This window comes from Kitasatospora sp. NPDC058243 (assembly GCF_042882025.1).
Classification (GTDB): Bacteria; Actinomycetota; Actinomycetes; order Streptomycetales; family Streptomycetaceae; genus Kitasatospora.
On sequence record NZ_JBHVWW010000002.1, the window covers coordinates 128,337 to 145,113 of the forward strand.

17 protein-coding genes are annotated in these 16,777 nt (G+C 73.5%); 4 read left to right on the top strand and 13 right to left on the bottom strand.

Features of this window, described 5'->3' with window-relative positions:
• Positions 1–101: 101 nt before the first annotated feature.
• Entirely contained in the window at positions 102–1,727 is a 1,626-nt protein-coding gene (groL, locus tag ACFVX9_RS02235; protein WP_363369284.1) for a chaperonin GroEL, read from the bottom strand.
• 116 nt (positions 1,728–1,843) lie between these two features.
• A complete protein-coding gene (gene groES / locus ACFVX9_RS02240; RefSeq protein ID WP_014136232.1) occupies positions 1,844–2,149 on the bottom strand; it encodes a co-chaperone GroES in 306 nt (101 codons plus the stop codon).
• Positions 2,150–2,434: 285 nt separating this feature from the next.
• On the opposite strand from groES, the gene ACFVX9_RS02245 reads away from it, so the two are divergent.
• Positions 2,435–3,601 (top strand): SAM-dependent methyltransferase, encoded by a 1,167-nt coding sequence (locus tag ACFVX9_RS02245; protein ID WP_380484470.1) that lies wholly within the window; start codon positions 2,435–2,437, stop codon positions 3,599–3,601.
• A 45-nt stretch (positions 3,602–3,646) separates the two neighbouring features.
• Here ACFVX9_RS02245 and ACFVX9_RS02250 read toward each other — a convergent pair whose 3' ends face one another.
• The 5 genes from ACFVX9_RS02250 to tsaB all read right to left on the bottom strand — a co-directional run bounded on the left by ACFVX9_RS02250 (position 3,647) and on the right by tsaB (position 7,175).
• Positions 3,647–4,561, bottom strand: coding sequence for a polysaccharide deacetylase family protein (locus ACFVX9_RS02250; RefSeq protein ID WP_380484468.1), 915 nt, complete (start codon positions 4,559–4,561; stop codon positions 3,647–3,649).
• A gap of 80 nt (positions 4,562–4,641) precedes the next feature.
• Positions 4,642–4,887 carry a hypothetical protein gene (locus ACFVX9_RS02255; protein WP_244293442.1) on the bottom strand — a complete coding sequence of 82 codons (246 nt, stop codon included), beginning with the start codon at positions 4,885–4,887 and terminating at the stop codon, positions 4,642–4,644.
• 11 nt (positions 4,888–4,898) lie between these two features.
• Entirely contained in the window at positions 4,899–6,005 is a 1,107-nt protein-coding gene (gene tsaD / locus ACFVX9_RS02260) for a tRNA (adenosine(37)-N6)-threonylcarbamoyltransferase complex transferase subunit TsaD (RefSeq protein ID WP_387979997.1), read from the bottom strand.
• Positions 5,998–6,477, bottom strand: a complete 480-nt coding sequence (rimI, locus tag ACFVX9_RS02265) for a ribosomal protein S18-alanine N-acetyltransferase (protein WP_380369708.1) — start codon at positions 6,475–6,477, stop codon at positions 5,998–6,000. The genes tsaD and rimI overlap by 8 nt, the downstream gene beginning before the upstream one ends.
• A gap of 23 nt (positions 6,478–6,500) precedes the next feature.
• Positions 6,501–7,175 (bottom strand): tRNA (adenosine(37)-N6)-threonylcarbamoyltransferase complex dimerization subunit type 1 TsaB, encoded by a 675-nt coding sequence (tsaB, locus tag ACFVX9_RS02270; protein WP_380484466.1) that lies wholly within the window; start codon positions 7,173–7,175, stop codon positions 6,501–6,503.
• Positions 7,176–7,328: 153 nt separating this feature from the next.
• On the opposite strand from tsaB, the gene ACFVX9_RS02275 reads away from it, so the two are divergent.
• Positions 7,329–7,898 (top strand): hypothetical protein, encoded by a 570-nt coding sequence (locus tag ACFVX9_RS02275; protein ID WP_363369404.1) that lies wholly within the window; start codon positions 7,329–7,331, stop codon positions 7,896–7,898.
• A gap of 16 nt (positions 7,899–7,914) precedes the next feature.
• Here the strand turns inward: ACFVX9_RS02275 and ACFVX9_RS02280 are convergent, their stop codons facing one another.
• From ACFVX9_RS02280 to ACFVX9_RS02300, 5 genes are all read right to left on the bottom strand, one after another.
• Positions 7,915–8,109, bottom strand: coding sequence for a hypothetical protein (locus ACFVX9_RS02280; RefSeq protein ID WP_063348989.1), 195 nt, complete (start codon positions 8,107–8,109; stop codon positions 7,915–7,917).
• Positions 8,110–8,226: 117 nt separating this feature from the next.
• Positions 8,227–8,724, bottom strand: a complete 498-nt coding sequence (tsaE, locus tag ACFVX9_RS02285) for a tRNA (adenosine(37)-N6)-threonylcarbamoyltransferase complex ATPase subunit type 1 TsaE (RefSeq protein ID WP_063348988.1) — start codon at positions 8,722–8,724, stop codon at positions 8,227–8,229.
• A gap of 95 nt (positions 8,725–8,819) precedes the next feature.
• Entirely contained in the window at positions 8,820–10,067 is a 1,248-nt protein-coding gene (locus ACFVX9_RS02290; RefSeq protein WP_380369524.1) for an alpha/beta fold hydrolase, read from the bottom strand.
• A complete protein-coding gene (gene alr, locus ACFVX9_RS02295; RefSeq protein WP_380484464.1) occupies positions 10,064–11,263 on the bottom strand; it encodes an alanine racemase in 1,200 nt (399 codons plus the stop codon). The genes ACFVX9_RS02290 and alr overlap by 4 nt, the downstream gene beginning before the upstream one ends.
• Positions 11,264–11,445: 182 nt before the next feature.
• Positions 11,446–12,921 carry an NAD(P)H-hydrate dehydratase gene (locus ACFVX9_RS02300; protein ID WP_380427733.1) on the bottom strand — a complete coding sequence of 492 codons (1,476 nt, stop codon included), beginning with the start codon at positions 12,919–12,921 and terminating at the stop codon, positions 11,446–11,448.
• 171 nt (positions 12,922–13,092) lie between these two features.
• Here ACFVX9_RS02300 and ACFVX9_RS02305 point away from each other — a divergent pair, with 171 nt between their 5' ends.
• On the top strand, positions 13,093–13,650 hold the full coding sequence (locus ACFVX9_RS02305) for a Uma2 family endonuclease (RefSeq protein ID WP_380369531.1): 558 nt from the start codon (positions 13,093–13,095) through the stop codon (positions 13,648–13,650).
• A gap of 31 nt (positions 13,651–13,681) precedes the next feature.
• Here the strand turns inward: ACFVX9_RS02305 and glmS are convergent, their stop codons facing one another.
• Positions 13,682–15,538: a glutamine--fructose-6-phosphate transaminase (isomerizing) gene (gene glmS / locus ACFVX9_RS02310; protein WP_380369534.1), complete on the bottom strand. Its 1,857-nt coding sequence runs from the start codon at positions 15,536–15,538 to the stop codon at positions 13,682–13,684.
• Positions 15,539–15,637: 99 nt separating this feature from the next.
• On the opposite strand from glmS, the gene coaA reads away from it, so the two are divergent.
• Complete coding sequence (coaA, locus tag ACFVX9_RS02315) at positions 15,638–16,633, top strand: type I pantothenate kinase (protein WP_063348983.1); 996 nt, start codon at positions 15,638–15,640, stop codon at positions 16,631–16,633.
• Positions 16,634–16,777: the final 144 nt, after the last annotated feature.

Here is a 16,777-nt window from a genome sequence, read left to right on the forward strand (position 1 = left end):
GAAAAATTTCGACGAGGGGGGAAACCCCAAAAAGCGGAAAACGCGGGGGCCCCGCCCGCACCCCGGGGGGCGCGGCCGGGCCTCCGGTCGACCGTCAGGCGTCAGTGCGAGTGGCCGTGACCGTGGCCGTGGCCACCCTCGGTCTCCTCTTCCTTCTTCTCCACCACGAGGGTCTCGGTGGTGAGCAGCAGGGAGGCGATCGAGGCCGCGTTCTCCAGCGCGGAGCGGGTGACCTTGACCGGGTCGATGACGCCGGCCTTCACCAGGTCGCCGTACTCGCCGGTGGCCGCGTTGAAGCCCTGGCCGATCTCCAGCTCGGCGACCTTGGAGGTGATGACGTAGCCCTCCAGGCCGGCGTTCTGGGCGATCCAGCGCAGCGGCTCGTGCAGCGCCTTGCGGACCACCGCGACACCAGTCGCCTCGTCACCCGACAGGCCCAGGCCGCCGTCCAGCACCTTGGCGGCGTGCACCAGGGAGGCGCCGCCACCGGCGACGATGCCCTCCTCGACCGCGGCACGGGTCGCCGAGATGGCGTCCTCCAGGCGGTGCTTGCGCTCCTTCAGCTCCACCTCGGTGGCGGCGCCGACCTTGATGACGCAGACGCCGCCGGCCAGCTTGGCCAGGCGCTCCTGCAGCTTCTCGCGGTCCCAGTCGGAGTCGGTGGCGGCGATCTCACCCTTGATCTGGGCGACGCGGCCGGCCACGGCCTCGGTGTCACCGGCACCGTCGACGACGGTGGTCTCGTCCTTGGTGATGGTCACGCGGCGGGCGGTGCCCAGCACGTCCACGCCGACCTGGTCGAGCTTGAGGCCGACCTCCTCGGAGATGACCGTGCCGCCGGTCAGGGTGGCCAGGTCGCCGAGGATCGCCTTGCGGCGGTCGCCGAAGCCCGGGGCCTTGACGGCGACCGCGTTGAAGGTGCCGCGGATCTTGTTCACCACGAGGGTGGACAGCGCCTCGCCGTCGACGTCCTCGGCGATGATCAGCAGCGGCCGGGAGGCACCGCCCTGGAGGATCTTCTCCAGCAGCGGCAGCAGCTCCTGGATGGAGGAGATCTTGCCCTGGTTGATCAGGATGTACGGGTCCTCCAGGACCGCCTCCTGCCGCTCCGCGTCGGTGACGAAGTACGGCGACAGGTAGCCCTTGTCGAACTGCATGCCCTCGGTGAAGTCCAGCTCCACGCCGAAGGTGTTCGACTCCTCGACGGTGATGACACCGTCCTTGCCGACCTTGTCGATCGCCTCGGCGATCAGCTCGCCGACCTGGGTGTCCTGGGCGGAGAGGGACGCGACGGCGGCGACGTCGTCCTTGCCCTCGATCTCGCGGGCCACCGAGAGCAGGTGCTCGGAGACGGCGGCGACGGCCTTGTCGATGCCCTTCTTCAGGGCGGCCGGGCCGGCACCGGCGGCGACGTTGCGCAGACCCTCGTTGACCAGGGCCTGGGCCAGCACGGTGGCGGTGGTGGTGCCGTCACCCGCGACGTCGTTGGTCTTGGTGGCGACCTCCTTGACGAGCTGCGCGCCAAGGTTCTCGTACGGGTCGTCCAGCTCGACCTCACGGGCGATGGTGACACCGTCGTTGGTGATGGTCGGGGCGCCGAACTTCTTGTCGATGACGACGTTGCGGCCCTTGGGGCCGATGGTCACCTTGACGGTGTCGGCCAGCTTGTTGACACCGCGCTCCAGCGAGCGGCGGGCGTCCTCGTTGAACTGCAGGATCTTCGCCATGTTCCCTATTCCCTCGGGGCTTCGGCCGGCCCACCGGCCGCCGGACTACGTGAACCAACAACCACGCCCCGGGCCCCTGTCACTTGGGACACGGATCCGGGGCGGGTCGGAACGACTTACTTCTCGATGATGGCGAGAACGTCGCGAGCGGAGAGAACCAGGTACTCCTCGCCCTGGTACTTCACCTCGGTGCCGCCGTACTTCGAGTACAGGACGATGTCACCGACGGCGACGTCGAGCGGCAGACGCTGGCCGTCCTCGAAGCGACCCGGGCCGACGGCCAGGACGACGCCCTCCTGGGGCTTCTCCTTGGCGGTGTCCGGGATAACCAGGCCGGAGGCCGTGGTGGTCTCGGCGTCGAGCGGCTGGACCACGATGCGGTCCTCAAGCGGCTTGATGGCAACCTTGCTGCTGGTGGTCACGTCCGAGCTCCCCTTCGGAGATTACGGGGTTTCTAACGGGTAGGAGCGAACCTGCGGGCCTGCCGTCGCGGGGGTCAGGCACACGTCTTCGCGTTAGCACTCCCCCAGTGGGGAGTGCCAAGGACGACCATAGGCCGGTGTTAGCACTCAGTCAACCAGAGTGCCAACGGCGCGCCCTGGCGTCCCGAACCGCGGGCGCGCAGCCGTACTCCCGTGCGACCGCCCCGCCCCACCGCGCCGGCACCGTCGGAGCCGGTGGGGCGGCCAACCCGCCAGAATGGCCCCGTGGACACCGAGAACCTCCAGCCCCTGCTGACCCCCGAGGGCCAGGCCCTGCTCGCCGAACTGCGCGAGTTCACGCCCGAGGAGGAGCTGGCGCTGGCCACCAGGCTGCGGCGGGAGCACCCGGCCGAGCTGGTCTCGGCGGCCTTCGGGCAGGCCCGGCTGCGGCAGCGGGCGCGGGCGAAGTTCGGGGCGGACGCCGACCTGATGTACTTCACGCCCAACGGCGTCGAGCAGTCCACCCGGCGCAGCGTGGCCGAGTGGCGGGCGCGCCGCTTCGCCGAGCTGGGCGTCCGCCGGCTGGCCGACCTGTGCTGCGGCATCGGCGGGGACGTGCTGGCGCTGGCCAGGGCCGGGATCGAGGTGCTGGCCGTCGACAAGGACCCGGCGGCCTGCGCCGCCACCGCCGCCAACGCGGCCGCGCTGGGCCTGACCGACCTGGTCCGGGTGCGCTGCGCGGACGTCGCCGAGGTGGACGTCACCGGCTACGACGCGGTGTTCACCGACCCGGCGCGGCGCACGGCGCGCGGCCGGGTGTTCGACCCGGAGGCGTACGCCCCGCCGCTCTCCTGGGCGATCGAGGCCGGCCGCCGGACCCCGATCGGCGCGCTGAAGGTGGCCCCGGGAATCCCGCACGAGGCCGTCCCGGCCGACGCCGAGGCGGAGTGGGTCTCCGACCACGGCGACGTGAAGGAGGCGGTGCTCTGGTTCGGCACCGGGGCCGCCCGCCCGCACCGCGCCACCCTGCTGCCGCAGGCCGCCAGCCTCACCGGCGGCGACCTGCCCGACCCGCCGGCCGGCCCGGTCGGGCGCTACCTGTACGAGCCGGACGGCGCGGTGATCCGGGCCCACCTGGTGGCCGAGGTGGCCGAGCAGGTGGGCGGCCGGCTGATCGACCCGAAGATCGCCTACCTCACCTCGGACCGGCTGGTCGCCACCCCGTACGCGCACGCCTTCGAGCTCACCGACGTGCTGCCGTTCCACATCAAGCGGCTGAAGGCGCTGCTGCGCGAGCGCGGGGTCGGCACGGTGGTGATCAAGAAGCGCGGGATGGCGATCACCCCGGAGGAGCTGCGCCGCCAGCTCAAGCCCTCCGGGCCGAACGCCGTCACGGTGATCCTCAGCCGCACCGACAACGGGCCGCTGATGATGCTCGGCCGGCCCGCCTGAGGCGGCCACGGGGCGGGCGCCCGGACTACGAGGCGGGCGCACCGACTACGAGGCGGGCGCCTGGATGTAGTCCTCCAGCCGGGCCACCGAGAAGCCCTGCTCCTGGATCCGGGCCAGCAGGTCGCCGAACATCTGGGTCATCGTGGCGCCCTTGAGCTCCTTCGGGCCGCGGAAGTGCGCCAGGATGATGTCGCCGGACTTCAGCTTCTTGTCCGCCGCCTGGTACTGCATGTCGTGGATCTGCATCGACTCGCGCCAGAGCACCATCGCGCGCGGGCCGCACTGCTGGACCGAGTTGTTCAGCGTCGGGGTGTTGGCGCCGTCCCCGAACGGCGGGCGGAACAGCAGCGGGGCGGTGCCGTACTGCTGGGTGAGCGCGGACTGCGCGTCGCAGATCTCGGACTTCTGCTTCTCCGCCGGGATCTTGCTCATCACCGGGTGGTCCACGGTGTGGTTCTGGATGTGGTTGCCGAGCGCCTGGAGCGGCTTGAAGTAGCCGTAGTCGTTCTTGACGATGTCCCGGGTCAGGAACATCGAGATCGGCACCTTGAGCTCGGTCAGCATCTCGACGAACTTCGGGTCCTTCTCGGCGCCGTCGTCGATGGTGATGAAGACGACCTTGTCGCTCGTCTTCACCTCGCTGAACACCGGTACGGGGCCGGTCCGTTCGAGCTTGATGGGCTTGTCCGCGGGCGGCGCGGGGGCCGGCGCCAGCGGCTTGAGGTTCCACTTCGCCCAGGCCGCCGGGTCCCCGCCGGCCGGGGCCGCGGTGGTGGGCGCGCCGGCCGGGCTGGTCGGCACGGCGCCGCCGCCGGCGGGCTGGGACGTGGCCGCCGAGCTGCCGCCGGCCGCCGCCGGGGCGGCGCCGCCCCCGTTGTCGCCGCATCCGGTGGCCAGGGCCAGCAGGGCCAGCGCCCCCACCGCGTACGTCCTGGTCCTGCTCCGACCGTCCCTGTTCACCGCAGCGCGCTCCCGGTTCCCGTCCAGCTTCTTCTCAGCTATGCACGGTAGCGGTCGGGGCGGCGGTTCCCGGACAGCGCCTATTCGACGTGCTCGCTGGTGAAGGACCAGCGGTGCACCGGGCGGCCGAGCAGGTCGGCCGGCGGGTCGGCGACCGGCACCGGCTCGCCGGTCCACCAGGTGATCAGCAGCACCCGTTCGCCGGGCGCGCCGAGCAGCTCGGTGCGGACCAGCCCGGCCGAACCGCGCACCGCAGGCAGCGCCACCTCCCGCACCCAGGAGGCGAGTTCGGCCCCGCGGCCGGTGGCGGCACGGGCCTCCCACATCGCGGCGACGGTCACTCGGCGCCGCCGGTGAGGGCCCGGTACGCCTGGCCGTGGACGTCGCCGTGCCGGACGTCCGCAGCCGGCACGTGCGCCTCGGTCACCGGCAGCGAGGAGTCGGCGGACAGGTCGAGCGCGGACGGCGTGCGGTCACGCCACACCATCTCGGAGCCCAGCGCGGCCACCATCGCGCCGTTGTCGGTGCACAGGCCCGGCCGGGGCACCCGCAGCCGGATGCCGGCCCGGTCGCAGCGCTGCTGGGCCATCTCGCGCAGCCGCGAGTTGGCGGCCACCCCGCCGCCGATCATCAGGTGGTCGACGCCGTTGTCCCGGCACGCCTTGACGGCCTTGCGGGTGAGCACGTCGGTGACGGCCTCCTGGAAGGACGCCGCCACGTCGGCGATCGGCACCTCCTCGCCGACCCGGCGCTTGGCCTCCACCCAGCGGGCGACGGCGGTCTTCAGGCCGGAGAAGGAGAAGTCGTACGCGGGGTCGTTGCGGCCGCTCAGGCCGCGCGGGAAGGCGATCGCCTTGGGGTCACCCTCGCGGGCGGTGCGGTCGACCACCGGGCCGCCCGGGAAGCCCAGGCCGAGCACCCGGGCGACCTTGTCGAAGGCCTCGCCGGCCGCGTCGTCGATGGTCGCGCCGAGCGGGCGGACGTCGCTGGTGATGTCCTCGCTGAGCAGCAGCGAGGAGTGCCCGCCGGAGACCAGCAGCGCCATCGTCGGCGACGGCAGCCGGCCGTGCTCCAGCTGGTCGACGCAGATGTGCGAGGCGAGGTGGTTGACCCCGTACAGCGGCTTGTCCAGCGCCCAGGCGTACGCCTTGGCGGCGCTGACACCGACCAGCAGCGCGCCGGCCAGGCCGGGGCCGGCGGTGACCGCGATGCCGTCCAGGTCGCTCGCCTTGACGCCGGCGGTGTCCAGCGCGCGCTGGATGGTCGGGACCATCGCCTCCAGGTGGGCGCGACTGGCGATCTCCGGGACGACGCCGCCGAAGCGGGCGTGGTCGTTGACGCTGGAGGCGACCGCGTCGGCCAGCAGCGTGGTGCCGCGCACGATGCCGACGCCGGTCTCGTCGCAGGAGGTCTCGATGCCGAGGACGAGCGGTTCGTCAGCCATGGCGGGTGTCCTTAAGGTCCTTCGGGTCAGTGCTGGGGTGGTCGAGGCGCATCACCAGCGCGTCGACGTTGGCGGGCTGGTAGTAGCCGCGCCGGATGCCCACCGGTTGGAAGCCGAAGCGCTCGTACAGCTGCTGGGCGCGCGGGTTGTCCACCCGCACCTCCAGCAGCAGTTCGGCGCAGCCGCGGCGGGCGGCCTCCCGGATCAGGTCGGTGAGCAGCGCCGCGCCGAGGCCGGCGCCTTGGTGGCGCTGGTCGACGGCGATGGTCTGGACGTCGCCCTCGCCGGCGATCGCCATCAGCCCGGCGTAGCCGACGATGGCGCCGTCCGCGTTGGTGGCGACGGTGTAGTGGCGGGTGCCGCCGGGGTGGGTCTCGGCCAGCTCGGACCAGTACATCCCGGTGGACCAGGCGTCCTCGGGGAAGAGCCGCAGCTCAAGCTCCATCACCGGCGCTATGTCCCACCAGCGCATCGGGCGCAGGGTGGTGCCGTGCTTCACGCCGGGAGCACCGCCTTGCCCCCTAGAACATTCTTGAAGGCGGCCGGCACCTGGGCGTCCGGGCGGCGCAGGTACAGCGGGACGTTCGGCAGCAGCTCGCGGCCGGCCGCCAGCTCGGCGGCGGCGAAGCCCGCCAGGGCGCCGGCCGACACGTGCTCGGGGCCGTGCGCGCCGGGGAAGCTCTCGGGGTAGAGCAGCGCGCCGGCGCCGACCGAGCGCGGCTGCGGGGCCAGCTCGGCGGGGCGGTCCACGCCGGGGCCCTCGGTGCGGTGGCCGTCGGCGTCGTAGGAGGCCCAGTAGACCTCCTTGCGGCGCGCGTCGGTGGCCACCGTGAACGGCTGCCCGGCCAGGCCATCGGCGCGGGCCTGGTGGGCGATCGCGTCCAGGGTGCAGACGCCGTGCACCGGCAGCCCGAGGGCGTGGCCGAGCGCGGCGGCGGTCACCAGGCCGACCCGCAGGCCGGTGTACGGGCCCGGGCCGACGCCCACCGCGATGCCGGTGAGCCGGTGCTTGTCGACACCGGCCGCCCGCAGGACCCGGTCGATCGCGGGCAGGAGCAGTTCGCCGTGGCGCCGGGCGTCGACCTGGTGGGTCTCGGCGAGGACGGCCGTGCCGTCGTGGACGGCGGCGGTGACGGCGGGGGTAGCGGTGTCGAACGCGAGCAGCAGCACGGGTCAAGGTTAGACCGACGTTCGTCCGACCGGCCGATCGACCAGGTGTGCCATCCAGGAACACACATCCGGGGCGCCGCGACCCGGCCGGACGGACCTGGCACGATGGGGCCGTACGTAAAGGGACGGCGGCGGGAGCGGCACGTGGCGAAGATGGGTCCTGGTGTGGTGGTCACGGGGCTGACCCTGGGGGCCCTGGCGGTGGTGAGCCTGCTGGCCTTCCAGGCCAACGGCGCTCAGGACCGGGCGGCCGGCGCCAAGCCGACCGCCAGCACCACGACGTCCAGCGGGCCGGCCGCCTCCGCGACGCCGAGCGCCTCGGCCACCCCGACGGTCCCGCCGCTGCCGACCATCTCGGGCAGCGGGACCAGGGTGGTCTACTCGATCAGCAGCCACTACGTCTGGCTGATCGACCCGAAGAAGAACCCGCAGGTCACGCCCGGTTTCCCGGTCACCCCGGGCTCGGTCGAGCCGGCTCCGGGCAGTTACTCGGTCTACAGCCGCACCCCGACGACCACCGGGACGGACGGCAAGCAGATCGAGCACGTGGTGCGCTTCGCGCAGCAGAACGGCGTGGTGTTCGGCTTCAGCGCCGCCGTGGACGGCGCGACCCCGACCGCCGAGCCGAACGCCAAGACCGGCGGCATCCGCAGCGGTCGCCCGGACGGCCAGTTGCTCTGGGACTTCGCGCCGAACGGCACCAAGGTGGTCGTGGTCGCCTGAGCCCGGCTCGGGCGTGTCAGGCCGCGCGGGGTGTGCCCGTCTCCGGTTCCTCGGCCCGCCGGGGCTCCGGCTCGGGCGGGGTGGACACCGCCTCGGCGGCCGCACAGGCGGCCAGCAGCGCCCGCATCGGCGCCCCCTGGACGCGGCGGGCGGACTCTCCGGCCCCGGCGCCGTGCCCGGCGCGCTTCGGGGCGGGGGTGGTGCTCGACATGGCGCCTCCCTAGTTAGGCAGACCTAACCGCAGCACCCATCCCACCACGCCCGGCACCCCGCCCGCAACACTTCCCGACAGCCCGTCGGCAAAACGGCGCACACCCGGGCGCGGGCCTCAGCCGAGCGCCTCCAGCGCGACACCCGCCCAGCGCGGACCGAGGCCGGTCAGCACCACCCGGCGCGGGTCCAGGTCGTCCTCGTCGGCGGTGTCACCGAGGGCGCGCTCGATCCGCACCTCCAGCCGGTCCTCGGACAGCCGCTCGACCTTGCCCTCGCCCCACTCGACCACGACCACCGACTCCGGCAGCGAGACGTCCAGGTCGAGGTCCTCCATCTCGTCCAGGTCCCCGCCGAGCCGGTACGCGTCCACGTGCACCAGCGCCGGGCCGCCGACCAGCGACGGGTGCACCCGGGCGATCACGAAGGTCGGCGAGGTCACCGCCCCGCGGACCCCCAGTCCCTCCCCCAGGCCCCGGGTCAGCGTGGTCTTCCCCGCCCCCAGTTCACCGGAGAGCAGCACCAGGTCCCCGGGCCTCAGCAGCGCGGCCAGCTCCCGGCCGAGCCGGCCCATCCGCTCCGGGGTGGGGACGGTGAGAGTGGCGTGCGAGCCCATGCGCGTGTCTTGCCCTTCGGTCCGTACCGGCGTGCCGACCGCCGGCCGCCACCGCTACCGTGCCACATCGCCGGCCCGGCGCGCGCCGGAAGGGGTCAGGGGCCGTCCAGGACCGCCGGGGGCGGCGCGGCGGCGGCGAAGCCCGCGGCCCGGCGCAGCAGCGCCACCAGCTCGTGGTCGACCAGCTCCGGGCGCTCCAGCATCACCAGGTGCCCGGCGCCCTCCACCAGCACCAGCTCCGCGCCGGGCAGCCGCTCGGCCATCGCCTCGCTGTGCGCCGACGGCGTCAGCAGGTCCTTCGTACCGGCCAGCACCAGCGTCGGCAGGCCGCTCAGGGCGGCGAGCGCCGCGTACTTCTCGTGCGCGGCGAACACCGGGTAGAACTCGGCGACCACGTCGATCGGGGTGGCGTCCAGCAGCTGCTCGGCGAACCGCACCACGCCCGGGTCGACGTCCCGCCCGCCGAAGGAGAACCTCCGGTAGAAGACGGCGGCGACGTCCGCACCCAGCCGCCGGCTCGCCTCCACCAGCTCGACCTGACGGCCCAGCAGCCGCATCACCCCGGGCGCGACCTTCTTGAACAGCTTCGCGCCGGCCGACGGCAGCCCGAGGCTGACCTCGTTCCAGTCCCCCGCCAGCGTGCCGATCAGCGCCACCCCGGCGACCCTCTCCCGGAACAGCTCCGGGTGCTGGTCGGCCAGCGCCATCACCGTCATGCCGCCCATCGAGTGGCCCACCAGCACCAGCGGCCCGGTCGGCGCGACGGCGTCGATCACCGCCTTGAGGTCGCCGCCCAGCTGGTCGATGCTGGCCGGCTCGCCGGCCAGGAAGGAGCGGGAGCGCTCGGAGCGGCCGTGGCTGCGTTGGTCCCAGAAGACCAGCCGCAGTCCCTCGCGCAGCGCGGCCCGCTGGAAGTGCCAGCTGTCCTGGTTGAGGCAGTAGCCGTGGCAGAACAGCACGGTCAGCGGCTCGGCGCCGGAGGTGCCGCCGTCCGGCTCGTCGTTGGAGGTGCCGCCGTCCGGCTCGTCGTTGGAGGTGCCGCCGTCCGGCTCGGGGCCGGTGCCGTCCAGCTCGACGTACAGCTCGGTGCCGTCCGGCGCGGCCACCGTCCGCGGGCGCCCGCGCAGCGAGCCGTACGGGGCCTCGGCGTCCAGCTCGGCCCGGGCCCGGCGGCGGGTCGCCCGGCCGACGGTCAGCCGCTCGATCGCCACCCCGGCGGCCGCCCCGGCCGCCAGCACGCCGACCGAGATCCCGATCACACCGGCCCGGCTCACCCCGGAGGCCGCGCCGGCCGCCTTGGCCACCGCCGCGACCGGGCCGCTCTCGGCCGGTCCCTCCGTCATTCGCCCGGGCCCTCGGTGCGGCTGCCGCCCAGGTAGCGGCGCGGGACCCTGGCGCCGATCCGGGTCACGATCTCGTACGAGATGGTGCCGCAGGCCCGGCCCCAGTCCTCGGCGGTCGGCTCGCCCTGCTCGCCGTTGCCGAACAGCAGCACCTCGTCGCCGACCGCGGGGGTGTCCCCGCCCAGGTCCACGACGAACTGGTCCATCGCGACCCGGCCGGCGATCGTGCGCCACTTGCCGCCGATCTGCACCGGGCCGGTGCCGCTGGCGTGCCGCGGGATGCCGTCGCCGTAGCCGACCGGGACCAGGCCCAGCGTGGTCGGGCCCGGCGTCACGTAGTGGTGGCCGTAACTGACCCCGTGCCCGCCCGGAACGTGCTTGACCAGCGCCAGCCGCGCGGTCAGCGCCATCACCGGGCGCAGCCCGAAGTCGGCCGGCGACCCGACCTCCGGCACCGGCGACAGCCCGTACGCGGCCAGGCCGGTGCGGACCAGGTCGAAGTGCGACTGCGGGAGCAGCAGGGTGGCCGGCGAGTTCGCCAGGTGCCGCACCTCCGGGCGCAGCCCGGCGGCCTCGGCCCGGGCCAGCGCCGCGTGGAAGGAGTCCAGCTGGGCCTGGATCGACGGGTGGCCCGGCTCGTCGGCGGCGGCGAAGTGCGACCAGACGCCGACCACGGTCAGCAGCCCCTCCGCCTCGGCGCGGCGGGCGGCGGCCACCAGGTGCGGCCAGTCGTGCGGCTGGCAGCCGTTGCGGCCCAGACCGGTGTCCGCCTTCAGGTGCACCCGGGCCGGGATGCCGGTCTCCCGGACGGCCGGCAGCAGCTCGTCCAGCGCCCACTGGCCGCTCACCGAGATGTCGATGTCCGCGCGCAGCGCCTCCCGCCACGGCCCGCCCGGCGTCCACAGCCAGCACAGGACGCGGGTCTGCTCCGGGCGGATGCCCGCGGCCCGCAGTGCCAGCGCCTCCTCGGGCGTCGCGCAGCCGAGCCAGCCGACCCCGTTCGCGACCGCCTCGCGGGCGCACTCGACGGCGCCGTGGCCGTAGGCGTCCGCCTTGACCGCGAGCATCACCGCCGAGCCGCCGACGCGCTCGCGCAGCGCGGCGAGGTTGCCGCGCAGGGCGGCCAGATCGATGGTCGCCTCGGCCCTTACGCCGTCGGTCAGGGTGGCCGTGCCGGTCGTGTTCGCAGTTGTCATCAGGGTCAGTCTCCCAGACATCCCGGAGTCCTCGCCGAACGGCCCGTCCGTGCGGCGGCCGGTGCCAGGGCCCCCGGCACCGCGCCGACCTGCGGCGCACCGCTCGTCACCCTGTTCCGGACGCGCACGCAGGACCGATCGGTTCCGCACCGCCCGTCCCGGCCGCACCGCCCGCCCCGGGCCTACGCCTCCCGCACCGCCCGCCACACCGCGGGCAGCGCCTGCGCCACCGCCGGCGCCGTCACCGGCGCGCCCGGGTCGCCCGCCGCGTGGCGGCCCGCCAGGCCGTGCAGGTAGGCGCCCACCGACGCGGCGTCCAGCGGCGCCAGGCCGGCCGCCAGCAGGGAGCCCGCCAGGCCCGCCAGGACGTCGCCGCTGCCTGCGGTGGCCAGCCAGGACGTGCCGGTCGGGTTGACCCGGACGGCGCCGCCCGGGTCGGCGATCACCGTGGTGGAGCCCTTGAGCAGGACCGTCGCCCGGTAGGCGGCCGCCAGCCGGCGGGCGGTGGCCAGCCGGGCGGCGGCCAGCGAGTCGGCGGGCGGCGGCGCGGCGCCGTCGGCGCCCGCGAGCAGCCGGGCGGCCTCGCCGGTGTGCGGGGTGAGCAGGGTGGGGGCCGTCCGGCCGGCCAGCGCGTCCGGGCCGAGCCGGGCCAGCTCGGTCAGCCCGTCCGCGTCCACCAGGACCGGGACGTCGCTCGACAGTGCCTCGGCCAGCGCCTGCCGCGCCCCCTCGCCGCCGCCCGGCCCGACCACCCAGGCCTGCACCCGCCCGGCCCCGGCCGGCCCGCCCTCGGTGACCAGCACCTCCGGGAAGCGCCGCACCACCTCCTCGGCCGCCGTGCCGACGTACCGGACGGCACCCGCACCGCCGTGCAGCGCCCCGGCGACCGCCAGCAGCGCCGCGCCCGGGTACGTCGCCGAACCAGCCGCCACCCCGACCACGCCCCGCCGGTACTTGTCGCTCTCGGCGCCCGGCAGCGGCAGCAGCGCCGCCACGTCCGCGTGCTGCAGGGCCGTCACCTCCGGCGCGGGCGGCTCCAGTCCGATCCCGACCAGTTGGACGGCGCCCGCGTAGGAGGCTCCCGGGTCGACCAGCAGGCCCGGCTTGTACGTGCCGAAGCAGACCGTGACGTCCGCGCGCAGCGCCTCGCCCGGCACCTCGCCGGTGTCGGCGTCGACCCCGCTGGGCAGGTCCACGGCCACCACGACCCCGCGCCGCCCGGCCCGCGCGTACGGCCGGGCCCCGTCCCGCAGCCCGCCCCGGCCGCCGATGCCGACGATGCCGTCCAGCACCAGGTCGGCGCGCGAGAAGTCGGCCAGGCCGACTTCCTGATCCAGCACCACCCGCCCGCCGGAAGCCCGCAGCGCGGCCAGCCCGCCCGCGTGCGCACGCTCCGGCGCGAGCAGCACCGCCGTCACCCGCGCGCCCCGCCGAGCCAGCGCCGCCCCGGCGTACAGGGCGTCACCCCCGTTGTCCCCGCTGCCGGCCAGCACCACCACCCGACTGCCGTACACCCGCCCCCGACGCCCCGCCAGCAGCCGGGCACAGGTCGCCGCCAGCCCGGCGGCCGCCCGCTGCATCAGCGTCCCCTCCGGCAGCCGCGCCATCAGCGCGGCCTCGGCGGCCCGGACGACTTCCACCCGATGGGCATGACGCATGCGAGGGCTCCTTCAGCAGTCGACGTACCGCCGACGCTAGCCCGCGCCACCGCCCCACGGCAGGCCGAGCTGCGGGACACTTTCGAGTGACAACCACTTCGATCCCCCACCGGTGTCAGTCCACGCGCCTACCTTGTGGCTCGGCACGGACCCACAGGAGGGAGAAGGGCCATGGTCGCCATGCCAGCTGTCGAGGGCCCGCGAGGCCGGGACAACCTCATCCAGGCGTTCCTGGAGTTGGACACCCCGCCCGGCTACAAGGCAGAGCTCATCGAAGGGGAAATCGTCGTGACGCCACCGCCGGACGGAGAGCACGAGACCGCGTTTTCCCTGCTCGCCAAGCAGTTCTTCCGCAAGGCCGCGATCGACCTGGATCTCCTCGGCAACAAGGGCCTGATCGTACCGACCGGACGGTTCATCCCCGATGGAACCGTCTGCCCGGTCAACCACTTCCTGAACGCCGGTTCGTGGGCCGACGCCGACGGCGTACTGCTCGTCTTCGAAATCACGTCCACGAGCCCGCGCCTGGACCGCGAGCAGAAGCGTCGCGGCTACGCCGCCGCTGGCATCCCCTGCTACCTACTGGTCGACCGCAGCGAAGGCATGGTCACGTTGTTCTCCCAACCCGAGGACAACGACTACACCGACAAGGATCCGGTCCCCTTCGGCAAGCCGATCGACCTGCCCGCCCCCTTCTCCTTCACGCTCGACACGGCGCCCCTGCGGTAGGGCACAGCCACCGCAGGGGCACCACGCCGTACTACTCGACGGTGACCGACTTGGCCAGGTTGCGCGGCTGGTCGACCTCGTGGCCCTTGGCCGTCGCCAGCTCGCACGCGAAGACCTGGAGCGGCACGGTGGAGACCAGCGGCTGGAGCAGGGTCGGGGTGACCGGGATGCGGATCAGGTGGTCCGCGTACGGGACGACCGCCTCGTCGCCTTCCTCCGCGATCACGATGGTGCGGGCGCCACGGGCCCGGATCTCCTGGATGTTGGAGACGATCTTGTCGTGCAGGATCGACCGCCCGCGCGGCGAGGGGACGACCACGACGACCGGCAGCCCCTCCTCGATCAGCGCGATCGGGCCGTGCTTGAGCTCGCCCGCCGCGAAGCCCTCGGCGTGCATGTACGCCAGCTCCTTGAGCTTGAGCGCGCCCTCCAGGGCCACCGGGAAGCCGACGTGACGGCCGAGGAACAGCACCGAGCGCGCGTCGGCGAGCGAGCGGGCCAGCTCGCGCACCGGCTCCATGGTCTCCAGGACCTGCTCGACCTGCTTGGGCGCGTCGCCGAGCTCCTTGATGACGGCGAAGATCTCGTCGCCCCACTTGGTGCCGCGCACCTGGCCCAGGTAGAGGGCGACCAGGTAGCAGGCGACCAGCTGGGTCAGGAACGCCTTGGTGGAGGCGACGGCGACCTCGGGGCCGGCGTGGGTGTACAGCACCGCGTCCGACTCGCGCGGGATGGTGGAGCCGTTGGTGTTGCAGATCGCCAGCACCTTGGCGCCCTGCTCCCGGGCGTGCCGCAGGGCCATCAGGGTGTCCATGGTCTCGCCGGACTGGGAGATGGCGATGACCAGCGTGCCCGGGCCCATGATCGGGTCGCGGTAGCGGAACTCGGAGGCGACCTCGACCTCGCAGGGGATGCGGGTCCAGTGCTCGATCGCGTACTTGGCGATCATGCCGGCGTGGAAGGCGGTGCCGCAGGCGACGATGACGACCTTGTCGACCGAGCGCAGGTCGGCGTCGGAGATGCGCAGCTCGTCGAGGATGAGCCGGCCGTCGGTGCCGATCCGGCCGAGGAGGGTGTCGGCGACGGCCTTCGGCTGCTCGGCGATCTCCTTGAGCATGAAGTAGTCGTAGCCGCCCTTCTCGGCGGCCGAGGCGTCCCAGTCGACGTGGTACTCGCGCACGTCGGCCGGGGTGCCGTCGAAGTTGGTCACCGTGACGCCGTCCCGGCGCAGCTCGACGACCTGGTCCTGACCCAGCTCGACGGCCTCGCGGGTGTGCGCGATGAACGCGGAGACGTCGGAGGCGAGGAAGTTCTCGCCCTCGCCGCGCCCGACCACCAGCGGCGAGTTGCGGCGGGCGCCGACGACCACGTCCGGCGCGTCGGCGTGCACGGCGACGAGGGTGAAGGCGCCGTCGAGGCGGCGGCAGACCACGCGCATGGCCTCCGCGAGGTCGCCGTCGTAGGCCTCGCCGAGCAGGTGGGCGACGACCTCGGTGTCGGTCTCGGAGCGGAGGGTGTGGCCGCGCTCGGCGATCTCGGCCCGCAGCTGGGCGAAGTTCTCGATGATGCCGTTGTGCACCACGGCCACCCGGAGGTGGTCGTCCAGGTGGGGGTGGGCGTTGGCGTCCGTCGGGCCGCCGTGGGTGGCCCAGCGGGTGTGGCCGATGCCGGTGGTGCCGCCGGGCAGAGGGGTCTCGGCGAGCGACTTCTCCAGGTTGGCGAGCTTGCCGGCCCGCTTGTCGGTGACCAGACTCCACTGCCCGTCGGAGTCCTGCGCCTGCACCGCGACACCGGCCGAGTCGTAGCCCCGGTACTCCAGTCGCTGCAGGCCTGCGATTACTACGTCGAGGGCGGACTGCGCGCCCACGTATCCAACAATTCCGCACATGCGTGCCAGCATAAGGGCGGTTCTGAGGCCCTTTTCCCGATTCCCGCGAACAGTGCGTGACCGACACCACAACCACGGTGAACGCCGCCACGGCTCACAATGGAGCATGTGCTGACCGAACTCTGTACGCGGGGCGCCGCCACGCCCGGCCCGTCGCCGTCCCCCTACGTGGACCTCAGTCGGGCCGAGTGGAGCGCACTGCGCGAGCGTACGCCGCTGCCGCTGACCGCCGAGGAGGTGGAACGGCTACGCGGCCTCGGTACCGCCCTCGACCTGGACGAGGTCCGCGACGTCTACCTGCCGCTGTCCCGGCTGCTGAACCTGTACATCCACGCCACGCACGAGCTGCGCGGCACGCTGGGCACCTTCCTGGACACGCCGGACACCGAGCGCACCCGCACCCCGTTCATCATCGGGGTGGCCGGCTCGGTCGCGGTCGGCAAGTCGACGACGGCCCGCCTGCTCCAGGCCCTGCTCGCCCGCTGGCCCGAGCATCCGCGGGTCGAGCTGGTGACCACGGACGGCTTCCTGCTGCCCAACGCCGAGCTGCGCCGCCGGGGCCTGATGGCCCGCAAGGGCTTCCCGGAGTCGTACGACCGCCGGGCGCTGATGCGCTTCGTCGCGGACGTGAAGGCGGGCAAGGAGCGGGTCACCGCGCCGGTGTACTCGCACCTGGTGTACGACATCGTGCAGGGCGAGCGGCTCACCGTGGAGCGCCCGGACATCCTGATCGTCGAGGGCCTGAACGTGCTCCAGCCGGCCCTGCCCGGCAGCGACGGGCGCACCCGGCTGGCGGTGGCCGACTACTTCGACTTCTCGATCTACGTCGACGCCCGCACCGACGACATCGAGCACTGGTACCTGGACCGCTTCCGCAAGCTGCGGCAGACCGCCTTCCAGGACCCGAACTCCTACTTCCGCCGCTTCACCGAGGTGCCGGAGGAGGAGGCGATGGAGTACGGCCGGCAGGTCTGGCGCACCATCAACAAGCCGAACCTGCTGGAGAACGTGCTGCCGACCCGCGGCCGGGCCACCCTGATCCTCCAGAAGGGGGCGGACCACAAGGTCCGCCGGGCGCTGCTGCGCAAGCTCTGACACCGATGCGACGGAAGGGGGCCCGCCGGTGGCGGGGGCCCTTCCCTTGTTCCGGGGTTCGCCCAAGTGTGTCCTCACAGGCCCGGCCCACCACTGCGCGGAGGACCTTGCCTGCCCCCAGTTTTTCTCTTCTCCCAATCTTAC

Excerpts from the sequence above, each read along its gene's own strand:
- groL (WP_363369284.1), bottom strand. The coding sequence starts at position 1,727 with ATGGCGAAGATCCTGCAGTTCAACGAGGACGCCCGCCGCTCGCTGGAG.
- ACFVX9_RS02255 (WP_244293442.1), bottom strand. The coding sequence starts at position 4,887 with ATGTGGGAGGCCCGTGCCGCCACCGGCCGCGGGGCCGAACTCGCCTCC.
- tsaD (WP_387979997.1), bottom strand. The coding sequence starts at position 6,005 with ATGGCTGACGAACCGCTCGTCCTCGGCATCGAGACCTCCTGCGACGAG.
- rimI (WP_380369708.1), bottom strand. The coding sequence starts at position 6,477 with ATGCGCTGGTGGGACATAGCGCCGGTGATGGAGCTTGAGCTGCGGCTC.
- ACFVX9_RS02275 (WP_363369404.1), top strand. The coding sequence starts at position 7,329 with ATGGGTCCTGGTGTGGTGGTCACGGGGCTGACCCTGGGGGCCCTGGCG.
- ACFVX9_RS02280 (WP_063348989.1), bottom strand. The coding sequence starts at position 8,109 with ATGTCGAGCACCACCCCCGCCCCGAAGCGCGCCGGGCACGGCGCCGGG.
- tsaE (WP_063348988.1), bottom strand. The coding sequence starts at position 8,724 with ATGGGCTCGCACGCCACTCTCACCGTCCCCACCCCGGAGCGGATGGGC.
- ACFVX9_RS02290 (WP_380369524.1), bottom strand. The coding sequence starts at position 10,067 with ATGACGGAGGGACCGGCCGAGAGCGGCCCGGTCGCGGCGGTGGCCAAG.
- alr (WP_380484464.1), bottom strand. The coding sequence starts at position 11,263 with ATGACAACTGCGAACACGACCGGCACGGCCACCCTGACCGACGGCGTA.
- ACFVX9_RS02300 (WP_380427733.1), bottom strand. The coding sequence starts at position 12,921 with ATGCGTCATGCCCATCGGGTGGAAGTCGTCCGGGCCGCCGAGGCCGCG.
- ACFVX9_RS02305 (WP_380369531.1), top strand. The coding sequence starts at position 13,093 with ATGGTCGCCATGCCAGCTGTCGAGGGCCCGCGAGGCCGGGACAACCTC.
- glmS (WP_380369534.1), bottom strand. The coding sequence starts at position 15,538 with ATGTGCGGAATTGTTGGATACGTGGGCGCGCAGTCCGCCCTCGACGTA.
- coaA (WP_063348983.1), top strand. The coding sequence starts at position 15,638 with ATGGAGCATGTGCTGACCGAACTCTGTACGCGGGGCGCCGCCACGCCC.